Below are 21342 nucleotides of genomic sequence, written 5' to 3'. Positions count from 1 at the left end.
CAAAGGGGTTCAGGGGCGGCGCGGTTTGCGCCCTTTCATCTTGTTGGCGGCCTTCTTCACGGCCGACTTGAACGCTTGCATCGCGCTTTGCTGCGCAGGGCGCTCGGCGGCGGCCACCGCGGCGGTGGCTTCGGCCTTGTCTTTCTCCTTGTGCGCATGCGGCGGCCGCGACTGGCGCTTGCCCGAGGCCCTGGGCGAGGCGCCCGCGTTGCCGGGCGCAGCGCCCTTGTCCTTCGCCGGACGCGCCGCCAGGTCGTCGCCCTCGCGGATCAGACGGAAATCGATCTTGCGGCCGTCGAGGTCGACGCGGCTCACCTGCACGCGAACGCGCGTGCCGATGGCGTAGCGGATGCCAGTGCGCTCGCCGCGCAGTTCCTGGCGCATCTCGTCGAACTTGAAGTACTCGCCGCCGAGTTCGGTGATGTGGACCAGGCCTTCGACGTACATCGCATCGAGCGTGACGAAGATACCGAAGGTCGTGGCCGAACTGACCACGCCGCCGTATTCCTCGCCGAGGTGCTCGCGCATGTACTTGCACTTGAGCCAGGCCTCGACGTCGCGGCTGGCTTCGTCGGCGCGCCGCTCGTTGGCGCTGCAATGCAGGCCGGCGGCTTCCCAGGCGAGCGTTTCCTTGGTCGGCGCGACGGTGGCCTTCTGCGGTTTGCTGGTCGGCGACTTGACACGCGAGGCGAGTCGCTTGGCCAGCTTGGCATGCGCTTCGCCCGGCGTCGGCAATATCGGCAGCGTGTACTTCTGCTTGTTGAGGATCGCCTTGATCACGCGGTGCACCAGCAGGTCGGGGTAGCGACGGATCGGGCTGGTGAAGTGCGTGTAGGCCTCGTAGGCCAGGCCGAAGTGGCCGCTGTTGATCGGCGTGTAGATCGCCTGGCTCATCGAGCGCAGCAGCATGGTGTGGATCTGCTGCGCGTCGGGCCGTTCCTTGGTCGCCTCGGCGATCGCCTGGAATTCGCCGGGCTTCGGATCGTCGGTGATCGAGAGGCCGACACCCATCGCCTTGAGGTAGCCGCGCAGCACTTCCTTCTTCTCGGTCGTCGGGCCTTCGTGCACGCGGAACAGGCCCGGGTGCTTGCCTTCGGCGATGAAGTCGGCGCTGCAGACGTTGGCCGCCAGCATCGCTTCCTCGATCAGCCGGTGCGCCTCGTTGCGCGTGCGCGGCACGATCTTCTCGATGCGGCCGGCGTCGTCGCAGACGATCTGTGTTTCGGTGGTCTCGAAGTCCACTGCGCCACGACGCGAACGCTGCTTGAGCAGCGCCTTGTACACGTCGGAGAGGTTCAGCAAGTCCTTGACGCGTTCCTTGCGCTTGGCCGCCTCGGGGCCGCGCGTGTTGCCAAGGATGGCTGCCACTTCGGTGTAGGTGAAGCGGGCGTGGCTGAACATCACGGCCGGGTAGAACTGGTAGGCGTAGATCTCGCCATCGGCCGCCACGAGCATGTCGCACACCATGCAGAGGCGCTCGACCTCGGGGTTGAGCGAGCACAGGCCGTTCGACAGCTTCTCGGGCAGCATCGGAATCACGCGGCGCGGGAAGTACACGCTGGTGGCGCGGTCGTAGGCATCGATGTCGATCGGCGAGCCGGTCTGCACATAGGCACTGACGTCGGCGATCGCGACCAGCAGTCGCCAGCCCTTGCCGCGGCCGACCTTGGCCGGCTCGCAGTACACGGCATCGTCGAAGTCGCGTGCGTCTTCGCCGTCGATGGTGACCAGCGGCACGTCGGTAAGGTCGACACGGCCGCGCTTGTCAGCCGGCCGCACCTTGTCAGGCAGCGCTTTCGCTTCGGCGAGGCCAGCCTCGGAGAATTCGTGCGGCACGCCGTACTTGCGCACCGCGATCTCGATTTCCATGCCGGGGTCGTCGATCTCGCCCAGCACTTCCTTCACGCGGCCCACCGGCTGGCCGAACAGTGCCGGTGGTTCGGTGAGTTGCACCACCACGACCTGGCCCGCCTTCGCAGTGCCGGTCGCGCCCTTGGGAATCAGGACGTCCTGGCCGTAGCGCTTGTCTTCCGGGGCGACGAGCCAGATGCCGCCTTCATGCAGCAGGCGGCCGATGATCGGCTGCTCCGGCCGCTCGACGATTTCGACGACACGCCCCTCGGGCCGGCCGCGCCGATCCTGGCGTACGACGCGCGCCTTGACGCGATCCTTGTGCAGCACCGCGCGCATCTCGTTCGGGGGCAAATAGATGTCGGCTTCGCCATCGTCGCGCTGCACGAAGCCGTGCCCATCGCGATGTCCTTGAACCGTTCCTTCAATCTCGTCCAGCAAGCCGCTGGGGTGGCCATTATTTTTGATATGATCTCTCTCTTTCCTGAAATTCAAAACGCGTTGCAAGCTTCTTGCAACATGTGGGCCCAGATGGCGGAATTGGTAGACGCACTAGTTTCAGGTACTAGCGAGTAACATCGTGGAGGTTCGAGTCCTCTTCTGGGCACCAAGTTTAAATAGATCCCTTGTCGGGATTTCTCCATCAAAGCCACCGGTCTCCGGTGGCTTTTTTGTTGTCCGGTCAGCAGTGTCAATGCACTCTCACACCGGCACCGCAACGAGGTCGTGGCCCTCGGCGCCGACGATGCGGGCGCGCGTGAACTCACCGACCTTCAGCGTCTTGCTGATCTTCTCGGGCGGCAGCAGCCGCACCACGCCGTCGATCTCTGGTGCATCGGCATAGCTGCGGCCAACCCCGCCCTTGCGGCCCATGCCCGGCGCCGAATCGACCAGCACCTGCATGCTCGCGCCGATGCGTCGCCGCAGCCGCGCGATCGACACCGACTCGGCCACTTCCATGAACCGTGCGCGCCGCGCTTCGCGCTCGGCTTCCGGCAACATGCCCGGAATCTCGTTCGCCGCGGCACCGGAGACAGCGCTGTAGGCGAAGCAACCGGCCCGGTCGATCCCGGCCTCGCGGATGAAATCGAGCAGGTGCTCGAACTCTTCCTCGGTTTCGCCGGGGAACCCCGCGATGAACGTGCTGCGGATCACGAGTTCGGGACACAGCTCGCGCCATTTCGCGATGCGCTCGAGATTGCGTTCGCCGCTGGCCGGCCGTTTCATGCGCTTCAACACGGCCGGGTGGCTGTGCTGCAGCGGCACGTCCAGGTAAGGCAGCACCCTGCCGCTCGCCATCAGCGGAATCACGTCGTCCACGCTCGGGTAAGGGTACACATAGTGCAACCGCACCCAGGCGCCGTAGGGTTCGGCGATCTCGCCCAGTTCGCGCACCAGATCGAGCATGCGCGTCTTGACCGGCTTGCCGTTGAAGAAACCCATGCGGTACTTGGTGTCGACGCCATAGGCCGAGGTGTCCTGGCTGATGACCAGCAGCTCCTTCACGCCGCCTTCGAACAGTGCCCGGGCTTCGTTCAGCACATCGCCGATCGGCCGCGACACCAGGTCGCCGCGCATCGACGGGATGATGCAGAAGGTGCAGCGGTGATTGCAACCCTCGCTGATCTTCAGGTAGGCGTAGTGGCGCGGCGTGAGCTTCAGGCCTGCAATGCCGAAGCTGTTGGGCACCAGGTCGACGAAGGGGTCGTGCGGCTTGGGCAGGTTGGCATGCACGGCATCCATCACCTCCTGCGTCGCATGCGGGCCGGTCACGGCCAGCACGCTCGGGTGCATCTGGCGCACCATGTTGCCGCCGTCTTCGCCGGCCTTGGCACCGAGACAGCCCGTGACGATCACCCGGCCATTGGCGGCCAGCGCCTCGCCGATGGTGTCGAGGCTTTCCTTGACCGCATCGTCGATGAAGCCGCAGGTGTTGACGATGACGAGATCAGCGCCCTCGAAAGTCTTCGAAGTTTCGTAGCCCTCGGCGCTCAGCCGGGTCAGGATCAATTCGGAATCGGTCAGGGCCTTGGGGCAGCCCAGGCTCACAAAGCCCACTTTGGGCGCCGCAGCGGTGGCGGTTCGTTCGGGGGAGGCAACTTCACTCATATCCCCGTATTGTCCCAGCTATCGCCGCCGGAGCCGGCCTCAGGGTCGCTTGAGGCCAAATGCGCCCAGAACCTGTTCGGTGTTCTTCTTCATTTGCTCCTGCATCTGCAGGAACACGGTCTTGGATTGCTCGACGTAGTTACCCATCAGGCCCTGCAACACCGGCGACTGCGCGGTCATGAAGTGCGACCACATTTCCGGCGTCAGGCCTTCGGCCTTTTCGCTGAGCTGGGCCTGCACCTCGGTCATCGCCTGGATGTTCTTTTCGAGGTAGGGGCCCATGTAGCTCTGCATCGCCTGGCCATAGAAACGGATGATGCTGGCCAGCACCTGCTCGGTGAACATCGGCGCGCCGCCGGCCTCTTCTTCCAGGATGATCTGCAGCAGGATGCTGCGCGTCAGGTCGTCACCGGACTTGGCGTCGCGAACCACGAACGCCGCCTTCGACATGACCAGTTGCTTGACCTCGGCCAACGTGATGTAGGTCGAAGTGTCGGTGTCGTACAGCCTTCGGTTCGGGTACTTCTTGATCACCCGGAGGGCCGGCTTGGCGCCGACTTTCTTGCTCTGCAATGGGACTCCTTCACTTGGGGACGCGATCGCGCCCGAGGCATTCTAGGGAGCGGTTTTGCTGCACCGCGCCAAGGTTTACCCTGACCGGTGCCGCGCTTGCGCGCCGGGCGGCGCCCGCGCTATTCCAGCGAACTGGTGTATTCGGCGCCACAGACCTTGCAGGTTGCAGTTTCGGGGCGCTCGTCGTTCGCATCGCGGTAATGCAGCGGACTCTTGATGCCATTGAAAACCCAGCAGCGCGGGCAGTGCTCATGGCCCGCCACGGGCAAATACGCCCGGGCGCGCTGTTCGGCACGTTCCCGCGTGACCGGCGAGCCCTGGCGCACCGTGCGCGCCACTTCTTCGGCCGCCATGGTGCCGGCGCGCCCGCTGGCGCGGTCGTTCAGCCCATAGACCACGCGCGCAAACTCGAGCGGCGCCTGGCGCAGCAGGGACGCCAGCCGCAATTCTTCGACCGCCGGATCGAGCGGCGGCGGATGCAGGAGGTCGATGGGGGTCGGGGTTGTCACGGCAGGCACACAAGTTAACACATTTGAATCAACTGTCGCCTCCTACGGATGGCGTAGCCCGATCGTCGAGCCAAGAAAAAAGCCACTCTAACGAGTGGCTTTTGTTCACGTTGTTCACGCGTATTTGGTAGGCCCAGACGAATTCGAATCGCCGACCTCTTCCATGTCAAGGAAGCGCTCTAACCAGCTGAGCTATGGGCCTGATGTGTGCAGCCTCAGATTATAGCAGTGGTTTGGCGGCATTCCGCTCAGCGGCGGCGGGCATGGCGTACGCCCTCCACGGCGCCCACGATGCGCAGAACCTGCGCCAGCCGCGCCGCGTCGGCGATTTCGATGGTGAAGGTCATCCACGCGGTGCCCTTGACCGACTGGGTCTGCACGCCGATGACGTTCATCTTTTCGCGTGCGAAAACCTCGGAGATGTCGCGCAACAGGCCCTGACGATCCAGCGCCTCTACCGCCACGTCGACCGCGTAGACCGCGCCTTCCTCGCCCTTCTTGGCGCCCCATTCGACCTCGATCACGCGCTCGGCGCTTTGCGAAACCATCGTGCGGAAGTTGCTGCAGTCGACACGATGGATGCTGACGCCATGGCCGCGCGTGACGAAGCCGCCGATCGCGTCGGGCGGCGCCGGTCGGCAACACTTGGCCAGCTGCGTCATCAGCGACGACACGCCGACCACCAGCACGCCGCCCTGCACCCCCTTTTCGGTCGCGCGGGATTTGCGGATCAGCACCCCGTCATCGGGGCCTGGCGCTGGTTCGGGCGGCCGCAGCAGCGTCTCGATATTGCGCAACGAGAACTCGTCCTTGCCCACCACCTCGAACAGGTCGTCGGCCGACTTGAAGCCGAGCCGCGACGCGAGATCATCGAGCTTGAGCGCCGTCTTGCCTTCGCGCTGCAGCAACTTTTCGACCGCCTCGCGTCCGCGCGCCACGGTTTCGTGCGTGACCTGCGCATTGAACCAGGCACGTACCTTGGCACGTGCCCGGTGGCTCACCAGGTAACCCAGCTCGGCATTGAGCCAGTCGCGCGACGGGCCGCCTTCCTTGGCCGCGATGATCTCGACGGTCTGCCCGTTCTGCAGCGGCGTGTTGAGCGGCACCATGGCGCCGTCGATGCGTGCGCCGCGGCAGCGATGGCCCAGGCTGGTGTGCACGGTGTAGGCGAAGTCGACCGCAGTGGCGCCCTGGGGCAACTCCACGATCGCGGCGTCCGGCGTCAAGACATAAATTCGGTCGTCGAAAAGCCCCTGGCCCTGCTGGCCGTCCGACAGATCGCGCTCCCAGGCCAGCAACTGGCGCAGCACCGCGATCTTGGCGTCGTACTCGCCGCCGGCCCATACGCCGGCGTAGCCCTTGGGCCCGGCTTCCTTGTAGGCCCAGTGCGCGGCCACGCCGTGCTCGGCGTGATCGTGCATCTGTTCGGTGCGGATCTGGATCTCGATCGGCTTGCCGGCCCGGCCATCGGCCATTTCGCGCACCACGGTGTGCAGCGACTGGTAGCCGTTCGCCTTGGGCCGGGCGATGTAGTCGTCGAACTCCTCGTCGATCGGCTGGAAGTGCGAATGCACCCAGGCCAGCGCGGCGTAGCAGTCCTTCACGTCCTGCACGATCACGCGCAGCGCGAGGATGTCGAACACCTGCGCAAAGTCGAGCGACTTGCCGCGCATCTTCTTGACGATGCTGTAAATGTTCTTCGGGCGGCCCTGCACCGTGGCACGCACGCCCTGGCTTGCCAGATCCTGCTCGAGCTGCGAGCGCAACTGCTCGATGTGGCCTTCGCGCTCGGTGCGCTTTTCGTCGAGCAGCCGCGCAATCAGCTGGTAGGTTTCGGGTTCGAGAAAGCGGAACGAGAGGTCTTCGATCTCCCACTTGACCTGCCAGATCCCGAGCCGGTTGGCGAGTGGCGCGAAGACCTGCAGCGACTCGCGAGCCACGTTCTCGGCCACCGGCTGTTTGGCCGCGGCCGCGTGACGCAGCGTTTGCAGCCGCGAAGCGAGCCGCAGCATCACCACGCGCAGATCGCGCGAGAACGCCAGCAGCATCTTGCGCACGTTCTCGGTCTGGTTGCCGGCACCGTCGGTGTGCGAGCCGGCCGCGGCGGTGCGCGTCTGCTGCTGCACATAGACCAGCTTGGTGGTCTCCACCGCCAGCGCCGCAAAGTTGTCGCCGAACACCTTGGCGATCACCTCCTGCGGTCGGTTCAGGTGCTGGCACGAATAGACCAGGTAGCTCGCCGCCTGCATTGCTTCGGAGCCACCCATCGCAGCCACGATCGCGGCCACCGCGTCGGCATGGCCCAGTGTGTTTTCGCCGGTGTCCAGGGTTTCATCGGCGATCAGCGGCTCCGCGAACGCACGTGCGCGCGCCAGCATGTTGGCCTGCACCGGCGTGCTGTCGGCCGTGGCGGCCGACAGCGGGTAGTCGACCACGGGCTCCGACAATTTCAAGGACGAGGGGCTGGAGAGTTCACGCTTCACGGGGAAAACAAAAATGAGGTGATTGCGCCGTATTGATCCGGTACGACCAGGGTCGGCGCGTGGCCCACGCCTTCGAACTCGACCAGGGTGGCGCGTGGCCCGCGCTGCGTCATGGCCACCGCCGTGGCCGGTCGCAGCAAGTCCGATTGCGCGCCGCGCAGCAGCAGGGTCTGGGCCGTGATCGCGTCATACAGCGCCCACATCACGGTTTCGGCCTGGGCCGTCGATTCGGGGGTGAACGCGCGCAGGGGCACGGCAATCGCCGGGTCGTAGTGCAGCACGAACGGGCCATCGCCCGGCGCAGCGTCGGCGTCGACCTTGCCACTGCCATCGGCATTGCGTTGCGCGGACGGCGCCACCATGTGGCGCGAGAGTTCGGCCCATTGCGCGGAAGTATGCGGGCCGAACGTGGCCGAGAGCGACCACAGCGCAGCAGCCGCATCGGCCATCGACGCATAGCGACCGCCCTGCCCCACATAGGCGCCGATGCGGCGCAGCGCATCGGGATCGAGCGCCGGGCCGACGTCGTTGAGCACCAGCCGGCGGATCGGGGCCGGCAGCGGCAGCTCGCGATTGCCCGCGAGCACCATGCCGATCAGCCCGCCCATGCTGGTGCCCACGTAGTCGAGCGTGGCTATCGGCTGCTCCCGGTGCAATTGCGCCAGCAGCGCCAGCATGTCGGCCGCATAGAACGGGATCTGGTAGCCGGCGGGATCGCGCAGCCAGTCGCTCTGCCCGCGCCCGACCACGTCGGGGCACACCACGCGCACGCTGCCGCCGGCGCGCACCACCAGTGCCTTGGCCAGTTCGTCGAAATCGCGGCCCTGCCGCGTCAGCCCGTGCACGCACACCACCACGCGTGAAGCGGCCGCGTCACCCCACTGCCACCAGGCCATGCGGTGGCCGCCGGCGGCATCTTCGCAGGGGGTGAAATGAAGGGTGGGTTCAGTCATGGAAAGAAGCCGATCCGGCTGCGAGGGGCGCCGTTGCGGCTGCGGATAATGGTCGCATTGCATCCTAATTCATTCGGAGATTCATCCATATGCTCAAAGGCAAAACCGCCCTCGTGACAGGCTCCACCAGCGGCATCGGCCTGGCCATTGCCAAGGCACTTGCACAACAGGGTGCAAATCTTGTTCTCAACGGTTTCGGCGACGCCGAAGGGCCGCAGACCGAGATCACCGCGCTCGGCGTGCAGGCCGCGTACCACGGTGCCGACATGAGCAAGCCCGAGCAGATCGAGGACATGATGAAGTTCGCGGCCTCGAAGTTCGGCCGCGTCGACATCCTGGTCAACAACGCCGGCATCCAGCATGTGGCGAAGGTGGAAGACTTTCCACCCGAGCGCTGGGACGCCGTCATCGCGATCAACCTCACCAGCGCCTTTCACACCACGCGGCTCGCGGTGCCGGCCATGCGCGCGGCCAACTGGGGCCGCATCATCAACGTCGCCTCGGCTCACGGCCTGGTCGCTTCGGCCCAGAAATCGGCCTACGTCGCGGCCAAGCACGGCATCGTCGGACTCACGAAGTCGGTCGCGCTCGAAACCGCGACCACGGGCATCACGAGCAATGCGATCTGTCCGGGCTGGGTGCTGACGCAACTGGTTCAAAAGCAGATCGACGACCGCGCCGCGCGTGAAGGCATTTCTGCACTGCAGGCCCAGAATGAATTGCTCGGCGAGAAGCAGCCTTCGCTGCAGTTCACGACCGTGGAGCAACTGGGCGGCCTGGCGGTCTTCCTATGCTCGCCTGCCGCCGATCAAGTCCGCGGCGTGGCCTGGGCCATGGATGGCGGCTGGACGGCGCAGTAGTTGCTCGCCCCCAGGCTTCGCGCACTGCGTGTCGCTTCGCCTTCCCCCTGACCGGGGGCAACACCGGCGGACCGGCGGAGCCGGTTCCGCGGTGTTCCACGAAGGGGTCCGGTGCCAGGTGCTTACTTCAGTTGGACTGAGCCGGAGACGGTGACGACCACGCTGGTCTTGCCGGCCTCGACCGGCACTGCCGCATCGGACGAGAACGACTTGGCCTGCGCCGCCATCATGCGCGGCCGGCCGGGGTCTCCCTGGTTCGAATTGACCGACACCTCGCGCAGCGTGTAGCCGCCGAAGCCGAAGCCCTTGGCAAGTTCGCCGGCTTTCTGCTTGAACGCGTCGATCGCGATCGTCTGCGCTTCGACCTCGACCTTGGTGCGCTGCTCCCGGCTCAGGGCGAAGCCGACGTTGCCGACATTGAGCGTGGTGATGCGCCCGGCCGCCTGGGTGATGCGCGGGAAGTCGCGGCCTTCGAGCACCAGTTCGGTCGAGCCCTGCCAGCCGTTGATCTTGCCCTCACGGGTGTAGCGCGGTACCAGGCTGAAATTGCCGGTGCGCACATCGAGCTGGCCGGGCTGGGCGGTCTTGCGTGCCTCGGTCAGTGCGGTATCGAGCGCAGCCTTGAGTTGACTCTGCACGGCAGCGGCGTCGGTGCCGTCGCGCGTGGTGGACAACGTCATGCTGAGCAGATCCTGTTGCACCTCGACCGTGCCGCTGGCCGACAGCTGCAGCACGTTCTGCGGCGGGGGATTCTGGGCAAGAACAGCGCCCGCGCCTGCCAACAGCGCGCAGGACGCTATGAATTTAATAGCATTCAAATCAAGTCTTTCGATGAAAGGGAAGGTGCGGGTGCCCCAAGGGCACCCGACTCACGGGCGCTGGCTGCGTGCCGCGGGCCGCGTCGGCAGGGCATCGGCAACGGGCACCGGCACCATGCGTTCGGCCGGTTGCGATTCTGCCGAATGCAGCGCGGCCGACGATTCCCGCCATTGGCGCCGCAATTGCTCGCGCAACTCGAGCCGCTCGGCTGCCGTCAGACGCCGACCGGCTGCGGCGTCTTCGCGCTGCACCTCGTCACGCCTGGCGGCGCGATGCCCCTCGACTGCACCGCGCAGTTCGTTGCGCTGCTGATCACTGATTCGCAGGTAGCCCTCGGGCGCTGCCCACAACGGTGCGCAGACACTGGCAAGCACTAAAGGCAGGGTACGGAGGATGGATCGCATTGCAGATGGCAGTCGTTACCAATGCACTCTGCCACCTCGCCATGGCGCTATGGTGGCGCTAAAGCGAGCGGCCGCAAGTTTTGTAACTTAGTGTCAACGCGGCGGCGAAACCCGCTCAATGGCGTACCAACGCATTCAGAATTGGCGTTGTTACAAATTCAGTGTTGTTGAAATGAATCAAGTTCCTGCCCGCACCGACAAGATCGTCATCGTCGACGACGACGCCCGCATCCGCGACCTGTTGCGCCGCTACCTGACGCAGGAAGGTTTCGAGGTGATCGTTGCGGAAGACGGCAAGGCGCTCAACCGCATCCTGCTGCGCGACACGGTTGACCTGATCGTGCTCGACCTGATGATGCCGGGCGAAGACGGCCTCTCGGTCTGCCGCCGCCTGCGTGCCGCCAACGACCGAACGCCGATCATCATGCTCACCGCCAAAGGCGAAGACGTCGACCGCATCGTCGGCCTCGAGGTCGGCGCCGACGACTACCTCGGCAAGCCATTCAATCCACGCGAACTGCTGGCGCGTGTGCACGCCGTGCTGCGCCGCCGTCCACCCCTCGAAGCGCCGGGTGCCCCTTCAACCGACAACGAAACCGTGAGCTTCGGCCCCTTCAGCTTCGACCTCGGCTCGCGCACCTTGCGCAAGGACGGCGAAGAGCTCTCGCTAACCACCGGCGAGTTCGCGATGCTGAAGGCGCTGGTGCGCCATCCGCGCCAGCCGCTGTCGCGCGAGAAGCTGGCCCAGCTGGCCCGCGGCCGCGAGTTCGAACCCTTCGACCGCAGCCTTGACGTGCAGATCTCGCGGCTGCGCAAGCTGGTCGAGTCCGATGCCGCGGCGCCGCGCTACATCCAGACCGTTTGGGGCGTCGGCTACGTGTTCGTGCCGGACGGCACGACCTGAACCCGGTGTCCACTGCGTTCGGCCCCCAGACGACGCAGCCGAGCCCGCTGGCCGAGGACAGCTCGCAGCTGACGTTGCCGAGCCCGCTCGAAGGCAGCAGCCCCAGCAGGAACCGCAGGCGGCTCAAGCTCGGCTTCAGCCTCTTCTGGCGCACCTTTTTCCTGCTCGCCCTGCTGCTGGTCGGCAGCACGGTGGCCTGGCTGCAGACGTTCCGCCAGCTCGAGTACGAGCCGCGCGCGATCCAGACCGCGCACCAGATCGCCTCGCTGGTCAACCTGACCCGTGCGGCACTGGTGTACTCGGACGCGATCACCCGCGTGTCGCTGATCAAGACGCTGGCCGACCAGGAAGGCGTGCGCATCCTGCCGCGCGAGCCGAACGACCGCTTCGAGGCCTACACCACCGGCGCCCTTGACCAACGCGTGACCGAAGAGCTGATCGACCAGCTCGGTGAAGGCACCAACGTCGCGAGCCGCGTAAACAACGAGCCGGGCCTCTGGATCGGCTTCACCATCGAAAGCGACAACTACTGGCTGCTGCTCGACCCGACCCGCTTCAGCCGCGTCGGCGGGCGCACCTGGCTCGTGTGGCTGATCACGGCGATGGCGCTTTCGCTGACCGGTGCCGCGCTGATCACGCGCTTCATCAACCGACCTCTGAGCCAGCTCTCGCGCGCCGCGCGCGAGGTGCGCGACGGCGAGTACGAGGCGCACCGGCTCGACGAGCGCGCGCGCACCAACGAGATTCGCGCGGTGAACATCGGTTTCAACCGCATGGCCGACCAGTTGGCCAAGATCGAGCAGGACCGGGCCATCATGCTGGCCGGCATCTCGCACGACCTGCGCACGCCCCTGGCGCGGCTGCGGCTCGAAACCGAGATGAGCGTGGAAGATGAAGACGCGCGCAACCACATGGCGGCAGACATCGCGCAGCTCGACGCCATCATCGACAAGTTCCTCGACTACGCGCGCCCCGACCATGTGGACTTCAAGCCGGTGCTCCTGCGCGACGTGATCGACGCCTGCACCTACGCGGTGCAGGACCACGAAGACGTAAAGATCAAGGTCGACGTGGCGTCCGACCTGGCCGTGATGGCCGATGAGGTCGAACTCACGCGCGTGATCTCCAACCTGGTCGAGAACGCGCGGCGCTATGGCAAATCGCCCGCCAGCGGCGTGGCCGACATCAACATCCAGGCCCAGGCGCACAACGACGCGGTGCTGATCAAGGTGCGCGACCACGGCGCCGGCGTGGCGCCTGCGCTGCTGTCGCAATTGACCAAACCGTTCTTTCGGGGCGACGCAGCGCGGACTTCGGCCGCGGGCGCCGGGCTGGGCCTGTCGATCGTGGCCAAGAACATCGACCGCATGGGCGGCACCTTCGCGCTCACCAGCACCCCCGGCCGCGGCCTCGCGGCGCACATCCGGATGCCGCGTGCGGCGGGCGTCAAGCCCTCCGCGCCCCAAGGCAAATAGCAGCAGGCCGCTAGCGGAACAGCAGCACGGCGGCGCGTGCTTCCATCGCCCGACCCTCGCCGACCGGCCCGAGCTTCTCGGCGGTCTTGGCCTTCACATTGACCTGGCCCGGCTCGATGCGCAACGCCTCTGCAATGCGCGCGCACATGGCCGCGATATGAGGCGCGAGCTTCGGCGCCTGCGCGATCACGGTGCTGTCGACATTGCCGATCTGCCAGCCCTGTGCGCGAACGCGGCGCGCAGCCTCCGCCAGCAACACGATCGAGTCGGCGCCGCGGAATTCGGGATCCGTGTCGGGAAAGTGCCGGCCGATGTCGCCCAGCGCCGCCGCCCCGAGCAGCGCATCGGTGATCGCGTGCAGCAGCACATCGGCGTCGGAATGGCCGAGCAGGCCGGTCACGTGCGGAATCTCGACGCCGCCGAGGATCAGCTTGCGGCCGGCCACGAGCTGGTGCACGTCCCAGCCCTCGCCGATGCGGAATGGAAAACCTGTGGTCATGGTGCGGTGCGCCCCTTCAGCACGGCCTCCGCCAGCGCGAAGTCTTCCGGGTAGGTGAGTTTGAAGTTCTGTGCGCTGCCCGGCACCAGCAGCGGTGCCAGGCCGATCGCCTCGATCGCGCCGGCCTCGTCGGTCACGCCCTCGCCGGCGCGTTCCAGCGCGTCGATCAGCGCGCCGATGCGAAACATCTGCGGCGTCTGGGCCAGCCATTTGTCGCCGCGATCGAGCGTTGCGGCCACACGGCCGTCCGGGCCTGCGGACTTGAGCGTGTCGGCAAGCCGGTGCGCAAGCAGCCCGCCCACGGCATCGTGCTCGCAGGCGGCGATCAGCGCCTCGACCTGCTCCGGCGTGACCAGGCAGCGCGCCGCATCGTGCACCAGTGCCCAGTCGGTATCCGCGGCGCCCTCGGCGCGCAACGCGCGCAAGCCGGCCAGCACCGTCGCGGCCCGCGTGGCGCCACCCTCGGGCAGCAGTCGCTCGCCGACGCGCGGAAAGTCGGGCAAGGCGGCGTGCACCGCTTGGTCGCCGGGGGACACCACCAGCGTCAGGCCGGCAAGCTGGCCGGCCAGCGCGCGAAACACCGCGACCGTGTGCGCCACCATCGCCAGGCCGGCGATCGGCCGGTATTGCTTCGGCTCGCGGCTGCCCGCACGGCTGCCGGAGCCCGCACAGGGAATCACGACAAACAGGCGGGCACGGGATTGAGGCATGGACGAAGCGGCGAATGGGGCGCCATTCTAGAATTGGCCTTGCACACCCCTCGCCAGCCGGCGCGGGGTGTTCTGCATTGTCTGCACAAAGCCATGGTTCTCCCTCCCCTCGTCGCCGGCAAACGATTCACGCTGCCGCGGCCGCCCTCTTCCGCCGATGCCCTGCTGCTGGCCCGCCTGGCCGAACGCGAAAAGCTCGCTGGCCGCGCAGTGGCGGTGTTCACCGCCGATGCCAACGACGCGCAACGGCTGCTCGACGAGCTGACCTTCTTCGCGCCCGGGCTGCGCTGCGCGCTGTTTCCCGACTGGGAGACGCTGCCCTACGACAGCTTCTCGCCGCACCAGGACTTGATCAGCGAGCGCCTCGCCACGCTGTGGCGTATCAGCCAGCACGATGCAGACCTGGTGCTGGTGCCGGCCACGACCGCGCTCTACCGGCTCGCGCCGCCCGCCTTCCTGGCCGGCTACACCTTCCACTTCAAGACCCGGCAGAAGCTGCAGGAATCGAAGCTCAAGGCCCAGCTCACGCTGGCCGGCTACAGCCATGTCACGCAGGTGGTGAGCCCGGGCGAGTACGCGGTGCGCGGCGGCCTGATCGACCTGTTTCCGATGGGTTCGACCCAGCCGTTTCGCGTCGACCTGTTCGACGACGAGATCGATTCGATCCGCACCTTCGACCCCGACACCCAGCGCAGCCTGTACCCGGTGCCCGAAGTGCGCCTGCTGCCGGGCCGCGAGTTTCCGATGGACGACGACGCGCGCGCCCGTTTCCGCGGCCGCTGGCGCGAACTGCTCGAGGGCGACCCGACCAAGAGCCGCATCTACAAGGACATGGGCAACGGTGTCGCCACCGCCGGCATCGAGTACTACCTGCCGCTGTTCTTCGAAGAAACGGCCACAGTGTTCGACTACCTCGGCACCGACGCCACGGTGGTGCTGCACGGCGACCTGGAACCCGCGTTCCGGCATTTCTGGCAGGACACGCGCGAACGCTACCGGCTGGTGCAGGGCGACCCCGAGCGGCCGGCGCTGCCGCCCGAGGCACTGTTCCTCAATGCGGAGCAGTTCTATGCCTGCGCCAAACCGCATGCCCAGCTCGCGCTGCGCGGCGCCACTGCCGAAGCTGCACCCTTCGCCGAATTCGACGTGCTGCCGCCGATGGCCGTGGTGCGCGGCGCCGAAGACCCGCTGACCCGGCTGAAGGACCACCTGCGCAACACCCAGCAGCGCGTGCTGCTGCTGGCCGAAAGCGCCGGGCGGCGCGAGAGCCTGCTCGACTTCCTGCGCGCGAGCGGTGTCAGCCCGCCGGCCTTCGATTCGCTGGCCGAGTTCGAAGCCGATGGCAGCGAACGCATCGGCATCGCCACCGCGGCGCTGGCCTCGGGCTTCGCCTGGCTCGAAGGCGGCATCGACCTGGTCACCGAAACCGAGCTGTTCGCAAGTGCGCCCACCACGCGGCGCCGCAACAAGAAGCAGGAACAGGTCAGCGACGTCGAGGCGCTGATCAAGGACTTGAGCGAGCTCAACATCGGCGACCCCGTGGTGCACTCCGCGCACGGCATCGGCCGCTACCGTGGCCTGATCAACATGGATCTGGGCCAGGGCAAGAACCCCGATGGCACGCCCGTGCTGCAGGAAATGCTGCACCTCGAATACGCCGACAAGGCCACGCTCTACGTGCCGGTAAGCCAGCTCCACCTGGTGAGCCGCTACACCGGCGTGAGTGCCGACGAGGCGCCGCTGCACAAGCTCGGCTCCGGCCAGTGGGAAAAGGCCAAGCGCAAGGCTGCCGAGCAAGTGCGCGATTCGGCCGCCGAGCTGCTCAACATCTACGCGCGCCGCGCGGCGCGCGAAGGCCATGCCTTCCGCTACTCGCCGCACGACTACGAGACCTTCGCCAACGACTTCGGCTTCGAGGAGACGGCCGACCAGAAGGCCGCCATCCATGCCGTGATCCAGGACATGATCTCGCCGCAGCCGATGGACCGGCTGGTGTGCGGCGACGTGGGCTTCGGCAAAACCGAAGTCGCATTGCGCGCCGCCTTCATCGCCGTGACCGGCGGCAAGCAGGTCGCGTTCCTCGCGCCGACCACGCTGCTGGCCGAGCAGCACTACCAGACGCTGGTCGACCGCTTCGGCAAGTGGCCGGTGAAGATCGCCGAGATGAGCCGCTTCCGCTCGGCCAAGGAGATCACCGCGGCGGCGAAGGGGCTGGACGACGGCACCATCGACATCGTGGTCGGCACGCACAAGCTGCTTTCGCCGTCGATCCGGTTCAAGAACCTCGGCTTGCTGATCATCGACGAAGAGCACCGTTTCGGCGTGCGCCACAAGGAGGCGATGAAGGCGATGCGCGCCGAGGTTGACGTGCTCACGCTCACCGCCACGCCGATTCCGCGCACGCTGGGCATGGCGCTCGAAGGCCTGCGCGACCTGAGCGTGATCGCGACCGCGCCGCAGCGTCGCCTCGCCATCAAGACCTTCGTGCGCACCGAGGGCAACGGCGTGATCCGCGAGGCCGTGCTGCGCGAGCTGAAGCGCGGTGGACAGGTCTACTTCCTGCACAACGAGGTCGAGACCATCCAGAACCGGCGCCAGAAGCTCGAAGAGATCCTGCCCGAGGCGCGCATCGCGGTGGCGCACGGCCAGATGCCCGAGCGCGAGCTGGAGCGCGTGATGCGCGACTTCGTCGCGCAGCGCTACAACATCCTCCTGTGCTCGACCATCATCGAGACCGGCATCGACGTGCCGACCGCCAACACCATCGTGATGAGCCGCGCCGACAAGTTTGGCCTGGCGCAGCTGCACCAGCTGCGTGGCCGGGTCGGCCGCAGCCATCACCAGGCCTATGCCTACCTGATGGTGCCGGACATCGAAGGCCTGACCAAGCACGCCTCGCAGCGGCTCGAAGCAATCCAGCAGATGGAAGAACTCGGTTCGGGCTTCTACCTCGCGATGCACGACCTCGAGATCCGCGGCACCGGTGAGGTGCTCGGCGAAAGCCAGAGCGGCAACATGATGGAGATCGGCTTCCAGCTCTACAACGAGATGCTGGGCGAGGCGGTGCGCGCGCTCAAGGCCGGGCAGGAGCCCGACCTGCTCTCGCCGCTCAGCGCGACGACCGAGATCAACCTGCACGCACCCGCCCTGCTGCCCGACGACTACTGCGGCGACGTGCACCTGCGCCTGTCGTTCTACAAGAAACTCGCAACCGCGAAGACGCCCGACCAGATCGACATCCTGCTCGAAGAGATCGTCGATCGCTTCGGCAAGCTGCCGCCGCAGGCGCAAACGCTGATCGACGTGCACCGCCTGCGCGTGCTGGCGCGGCCCTATGGCGTGGTCAAGGTCGATGCGGCACCGGGCGTGATCCACATCACCTTCAGGAAGGATCCGCCGATCGACGCGATGAACATCATCAGCCTGATCCAGAAGAACAAGCACATCAAGCTGGCCGGCAACGAGAAGCTGCGCATCGAGCGCGAACTGAAAGAACCCAAAGACCGGGCACAGATGGTGCGCGACGTGCTGCGCAGCCTGGGCCAACCCAAAGTACAGGAACCGATGCCCGCATGAGCCCCTCTGAATTCGCACCCGGCCTGGTCGTCCAGCGCTTCACCCCGCCGCTGAAACTCGCCGACTTCAAGCTGATCGCATTCGACATGGACTCGACGCTGATCAACATCGAATGCATCGACGAGATCGCCGATGCGGTCGGCAAGAAGGCCGAGGTGGCGGCCATCACCGAGGCCACGATGCGCGGCGAGATCAAGGATTTCAAGGAAAGCCTGCGCCGGCGTGTCGCGCTGCTCGAAGGCGTGCCGGTCGCGTCGCTGCAGCAGGTGTACGACGAACGCCTGCGCCTGAACCCCGGCGCGGCCGAACTGGTCGCGGCCTGCAAGGCGGCCGGACTCAAGGTGCTGCTGGTGTCGGGCGGCTTCACTTTCTTTGCCAATCGCGTGAAGGAACGCCTGGGCATCGACTTCGCACGCTCCAACCTGCTCGACGAGGCTGATGAAAAACTCACCGGCCGCGTTGTCGTGCAGTCGTGGGGCGACATCTGCGACGGCGCCGAAAAGCGCCGCACCCTGCTCGAAGTGGCTTCGCTGCTCGGCATATCGCCGGCCGAGACCATTGCCGTGGGCGACGGCGCCAACGACCTGCCGATGATGGCCGAAGCCGGCCTCTCGGTCGCCTATCACGCCAAGCCGAAGGTGCGCGAACAGGCCATGGTGGCCATCAACGAAGGCGGCCTCGACCGCCTGCTGGAGATCGTGCGATGACCGAAGAAGCCGCTGTGCTCTACCGCCCCGATGCGCTGATCGACTATGCCGAGGCGCTGCTGCAGAAGGCCGGCCTCGCCGCATCGATGGCCGGTGCCGTCGCCCGCACGCTGGTCGAAGGCGACCTGCTGGGCCACGACACCCATGGCCTCGCGCTGCTGGCCGGCTATGTGAAGGAACTCGAATCGGGCGGCATGACGCGCGACGGCGCGCCCGCGGTGCTGTCCGATCGGCCTGCTGCCGTGCTCTGGGACGGCATGCGCCTGCCCGGGCCCTGGCTCATCGAACAGGGCATGGACATGCTCATTCCGCGTGCGCGCCAACTGGGCACCGCCGCGCTCGTCATCCGCCGCAGCCACCACATCGCCTGCCTGGCGGTCTACATGCTTCGGGCGCTGCAGGAAGACATGCTGATGCTGCTGGCCTGCTCTGACCCCAACACGGCCAGCGTCGCACCGTTCGGCGGCACGCAGGCGGTGTTCACGCCGAACCCGCTGGCCATGGGCTTTCCGCTCAGCGAGGGCGGCGTGCTGGTCGACATCTCGGCCTCCATCACCACCAACGGCATGAGCAACCGCAAGCGCGCGGCCGGCGAAACCTTTGCCGAAGAGTGGCTCATCGATGCGAAAGGCCGGCCCAGCAACAACCCTCAGGTGCTGTTCGACCAGCCGCCCGGCACGTTGCTGCCGGTCGGTGGCCGCAGCCACGGCCACAAGGGCTACGGCATGGCGCTGCTGGTCGACACGCTGACCGGCGGCCTCGCCGGCCACGGCCGCGCCGATCCGCCCGAGGGCTGGGGCGCCACCGTCTACATCACGCTGCACGACCTGAACGCGTTCGGCGGCAAGGCAGCCTTCCTGCGCCAGATGGACCACGTGGCGCAGCAATGCCGCAGCAACACGCCGGTCGACGCCGCGAAGCCGGTGCGCCTGCCCGGCCAGGCCGGCCTCGTGGGGCGCGAGGCGCAGAAAAAGAACGGGGTGCGCCTGCACCCCTCGATTGCGGCCGCGCTGCAGCCGTTGGAAGCACGGCACGGGCTGGCGCTGGCCAGCGCGCGCCTCCAGGCCGCCTAGGTAGCCGTGCCCGGATCCGCCTGCAGCGGGTCGGCAGCGGCCTCTGCGGGCCGAGCCTTGCGGTGCCCGTGCTTGGCCAGGATCTCGACATAGAACTGCGGGCCGGCAGCCTTCGCTACCGCATCCATCAGTCCGGTGAGCTCGTTGAGATGCACCGGGGCGGCGGCTTCTTCGGCGGTACCGAACCTGCAGTCGAAGTCCCAGTAGTCCACGCCTTCGGGCAGCACGCGCCGGCGCTCACGCTTGATGTACTTGCGGATCTCGTGTTTGACCGCTTCGAGCACGCGGTCCGGGTTCTTGCCTTCAGGGCGGAGTTGAAAGGTTTTGCGCATGGTCGATCCTAACGCCGTGTGTACAGTCGATGCTTCAACGGAAAGCAGGTGAATACATGGCACGCGCAAACGACTGGGCAGGCAAGGTGATGGCGCTCATCAACGGCGGCAACACGAGTGCCGCGATTGCGCAGATCAAGGTCGCGCCAAGCGTGAAAGACCTGAAGGCCCTTCAAACCATCATGACCTTGTCGCGCCTCACCGGGAAATATCGCAACGTCGATACCGCGATTGCCGACAACCTGGCGCTGCTGTCGGCGCCGCGCCTGCACCGCTCCCCTTAAAGCGCCTTGCCCAGCCGGGCGATGCCCTCTTCGATCTTCTCGACGTTGGCCGTCGCAAAGCTCAGGCGAAGCGTCGACACATCGGGCTTCTCGGCGAAGAACGGCGCGCCGGGCACGAAGGCCACGAGCTGTTCGATCGCCTTCTTGGCGAACACGTTCGCATCGGCCAGCTTGCCGTTCGCACCCGTGAGCCGCGCCCAGAAGAACAGGCCGCCACCCGGTTGCTCGAACGCAATCGCATCGCCGAGCTCGCGCTTGAGCGCCGCGCCCATCGCCTTCGCGCGCTCGCCGTAGACCTTGCGCACGTTGGCCAGCGTGGCCGGCATGCGGCCGCTCTTGAGGTACTGCGCAGCGGTCGCCTGCGCGAAGGTGCTGGTGTGCGCATCGCTGAACTGCTTGCACATGGTGGCCTTGGCCAGCAGCGCGGGCGGCGCGATCATCCAGCCGATGCGCAGGCCCGGGCTCAGCACCTTGCTGAGCGAGCCGCAGTGCGCGACCAGCTCGCGCGCGCCCGGCACGTCCTTGGCCAATGCCATGATCGATGGCGGCGGCGCCTCGCCGAAGTACAGGTCGCCGTAGGGATCGTCTTCCACCACCAGCGTCTGGTACTTGACGGCCAGCTCGAGCACCTTCTTGCGGCGCTCCAGGCTCAGCATCGCGCCGCTCGGGTTGCCGAAGGTCGGGATCAGGTAGACGAACTTCGGCTTGTGTTCGGCAATGAGTTTTTCGAGTTCGTCGGTCTTCACGCCGTTGGCATCGATCGGCGCGCTGATCAGTTGCGCGCCGTACAGGCGAAAGCACTGGATGGTCGCAAGGAAGGTCGGGCCTTCCACAATGACCTTGTCACCGGGCGAGATCAGCGTCTTGCCCAGCAGGTCGAGCGCCTGCTGGCTGCCGGTGGTGACGATCAGGCCGCCCGGCTCGACATCGACGCCCTTGCCCTTCATGAAGGCGCTGAGCTGCGTGCGCAGCGGCTCGTAGCCTTCGGTGGCACCGTACTGCAGTGCGCCGCCCGGTTCCTCGGTCAACGCCTTGTTGCTGGCTTCTTTCAGGCCCTCGACGTCGAACATCGCGCTGTCCGGAAAGCCCCCGGCAAAGCTGATGATGCCGGGCGTGCCCAGCAGCTTGAAGAGTTCGCGGATGGCGGAGGTTTCGACGTTGTCGAGGCGGGAGGCGAATTGCATGGACATCTCACTTTCTGGAGCCGTATTGTCCAATGAA

At 66.5% G+C, this 21342-nt stretch carries 19 protein-coding genes and 2 tRNA genes; 8 read left to right on the top strand and 13 right to left on the bottom strand.

Translation table 11 applies throughout. The features are described 5' to 3' along the window. Positions 1–9: 9 nt before the first annotated feature. On the bottom strand, positions 10–2292 hold the full coding sequence (rnr, locus tag QTI05_RS17885) for a ribonuclease R (RefSeq protein ID WP_286543476.1): 2283 nt from the start codon (positions 2290–2292) through the stop codon (positions 10–12). Positions 2293–2376: 84 nt separating this feature from the next. Here rnr and QTI05_RS17880 point away from each other — a divergent pair. Further along, a tRNA-Leu gene (locus QTI05_RS17880) sits at positions 2377–2461 on the top strand. 92 nt (positions 2462–2553) lie between these two features. Here the strand turns inward: QTI05_RS17880 and rimO are convergent. The 6 genes from rimO to QTI05_RS17850 all read right to left on the bottom strand — a co-directional run bounded on the left by rimO (position 2554) and on the right by QTI05_RS17850 (position 8478). Continuing rightward, positions 2554–3960: a 30S ribosomal protein S12 methylthiotransferase RimO gene (gene rimO / locus QTI05_RS17875; protein ID WP_286543474.1), complete on the bottom strand. Its 1407-nt coding sequence runs from the start codon at positions 3958–3960 to the stop codon at positions 2554–2556. A 39-nt stretch (positions 3961–3999) separates the two neighbouring features. Further along, positions 4000–4533 carry a polyhydroxyalkanoate synthesis repressor PhaR gene (gene phaR, locus QTI05_RS17870; protein ID WP_286543471.1) on the bottom strand — a complete coding sequence of 178 codons (534 nt, stop codon included), beginning with the start codon at positions 4531–4533 and terminating at the stop codon, positions 4000–4002. 119 nt (positions 4534–4652) lie between these two features. Then, positions 4653–5042, bottom strand: coding sequence for a hypothetical protein (locus tag QTI05_RS17865; protein WP_286543469.1), 390 nt, complete (start codon positions 5040–5042; stop codon positions 4653–4655). Positions 5043–5167: 125 nt separating this feature from the next. Beyond that, positions 5168–5244: transfer RNA gene (locus QTI05_RS17860), tRNA-Val, on the bottom strand. Positions 5245–5290: 46 nt separating this feature from the next. Further along, the gene (locus tag QTI05_RS17855) at positions 5291–7495 is read right to left on the bottom strand and encodes a RelA/SpoT family protein (protein WP_444812934.1); all 2205 of its coding nucleotides are present in this window, start codon (positions 7493–7495) and stop codon (positions 5291–5293) included. A 26-nt stretch (positions 7496–7521) separates the two neighbouring features. Beyond that, positions 7522–8478, bottom strand: coding sequence for an alpha/beta fold hydrolase (locus tag QTI05_RS17850; protein WP_286620052.1), 957 nt, complete (start codon positions 8476–8478; stop codon positions 7522–7524). 89 nt (positions 8479–8567) lie between these two features. Between QTI05_RS17850 and QTI05_RS17845 the strand changes: the two genes are divergently transcribed. Then, positions 8568–9338 (top strand): 3-hydroxybutyrate dehydrogenase, encoded by a 771-nt coding sequence (locus tag QTI05_RS17845; RefSeq protein WP_286620051.1) that lies wholly within the window; start codon positions 8568–8570, stop codon positions 9336–9338. A 122-nt stretch (positions 9339–9460) separates the two neighbouring features. On the opposite strand, the gene QTI05_RS17840 is transcribed toward QTI05_RS17845, so the two are convergent. Then, positions 9461–10156, bottom strand: coding sequence for an SIMPL domain-containing protein (locus QTI05_RS17840; protein ID WP_286543463.1), 696 nt, complete (start codon positions 10154–10156; stop codon positions 9461–9463). A gap of 51 nt (positions 10157–10207) precedes the next feature. Then, complete coding sequence (locus QTI05_RS17835) at positions 10208–10531, bottom strand: hypothetical protein (protein ID WP_286657835.1); 324 nt, start codon at positions 10529–10531, stop codon at positions 10208–10210. A gap of 202 nt (positions 10532–10733) precedes the next feature. Between QTI05_RS17835 and ompR the strand changes: the two genes are divergently transcribed. Both ompR and QTI05_RS17825 read left to right on the top strand, forming a co-directional pair. After that, a complete protein-coding gene (gene ompR, locus QTI05_RS17830; protein ID WP_286543459.1) occupies positions 10734–11465 on the top strand; it encodes an osmolarity response regulator transcription factor OmpR in 732 nt (243 codons plus the stop codon). A 74-nt stretch (positions 11466–11539) separates the two neighbouring features. Further along, the gene (locus tag QTI05_RS17825) at positions 11540–12940 is read left to right on the top strand and encodes a sensor histidine kinase family protein (RefSeq protein WP_286543643.1); all 1401 of its coding nucleotides are present in this window, start codon (positions 11540–11542) and stop codon (positions 12938–12940) included. A 10-nt stretch (positions 12941–12950) separates the two neighbouring features. On the opposite strand, the gene ispF is transcribed toward QTI05_RS17825, so the two are convergent. Continuing rightward, positions 12951–13439: a 2-C-methyl-D-erythritol 2,4-cyclodiphosphate synthase gene (ispF, locus tag QTI05_RS17820; protein WP_286543457.1), complete on the bottom strand. Its 489-nt coding sequence runs from the start codon at positions 13437–13439 to the stop codon at positions 12951–12953. After that, entirely contained in the window at positions 13436–14149 is a 714-nt protein-coding gene (gene ispD, locus QTI05_RS17815; RefSeq protein ID WP_286620049.1) for a 2-C-methyl-D-erythritol 4-phosphate cytidylyltransferase, read from the bottom strand. Before ispD ends, ispF begins: the two co-directional genes overlap by 4 nt. A 93-nt stretch (positions 14150–14242) precedes the next feature. Here ispD and mfd point away from each other — a divergent pair, with 93 nt between their 5' ends. Genes mfd through QTI05_RS17800 form a run of 3 tightly spaced genes read left to right on the top strand, consistent with a single transcriptional unit; the run spans position 14243 to position 19505 of the window. Beyond that, entirely contained in the window at positions 14243–17725 is a 3483-nt protein-coding gene (gene mfd / locus QTI05_RS17810) for a transcription-repair coupling factor (protein WP_286620047.1), read from the top strand. Continuing rightward, positions 17722–18432, top strand: coding sequence for a phosphoserine phosphatase SerB (gene serB / locus QTI05_RS17805; RefSeq protein ID WP_286620044.1), 711 nt, complete (start codon positions 17722–17724; stop codon positions 18430–18432). Before mfd ends, serB begins: the two co-directional genes overlap by 4 nt. Beyond that, positions 18429–19505, top strand: a complete 1077-nt coding sequence (locus tag QTI05_RS17800) for an Ldh family oxidoreductase (RefSeq protein ID WP_286620043.1) — start codon at positions 18429–18431, stop codon at positions 19503–19505. The genes serB and QTI05_RS17800 overlap by 4 nt, the downstream gene beginning before the upstream one ends. Here QTI05_RS17800 and QTI05_RS17795 read toward each other — a convergent pair. Then, positions 19502–19837 carry a DUF6172 family protein gene (locus QTI05_RS17795; RefSeq protein ID WP_286620041.1) on the bottom strand — a complete coding sequence of 112 codons (336 nt, stop codon included), beginning with the start codon at positions 19835–19837 and terminating at the stop codon, positions 19502–19504. The genes QTI05_RS17800 and QTI05_RS17795 overlap by 4 nt on opposite strands. Positions 19838–19893: 56 nt before the next feature. On the opposite strand from QTI05_RS17795, the gene QTI05_RS17790 reads away from it, so the two are divergent. Continuing rightward, entirely contained in the window at positions 19894–20121 is a 228-nt protein-coding gene (locus tag QTI05_RS17790) for a hypothetical protein (protein ID WP_286543443.1), read from the top strand. Here the strand turns inward: QTI05_RS17790 and QTI05_RS17785 are convergent. Further along, positions 20118–21305, bottom strand: coding sequence for an aminotransferase-like domain-containing protein (locus tag QTI05_RS17785; protein ID WP_286543441.1), 1188 nt, complete (start codon positions 21303–21305; stop codon positions 20118–20120). The genes QTI05_RS17790 and QTI05_RS17785 overlap by 4 nt on opposite strands. Positions 21306–21342: the final 37 nt, after the last annotated feature.

This window comes from Variovorax fucosicus (assembly GCF_030316825.1).
GTDB lineage: Bacteria > Pseudomonadota > Gammaproteobacteria > Burkholderiales > Burkholderiaceae_C > Variovorax > Variovorax fucosicus.
Note: the sequence above shows the minus strand (reverse complement) of the source record. Positions and strands in the feature narration are given on the sequence as shown.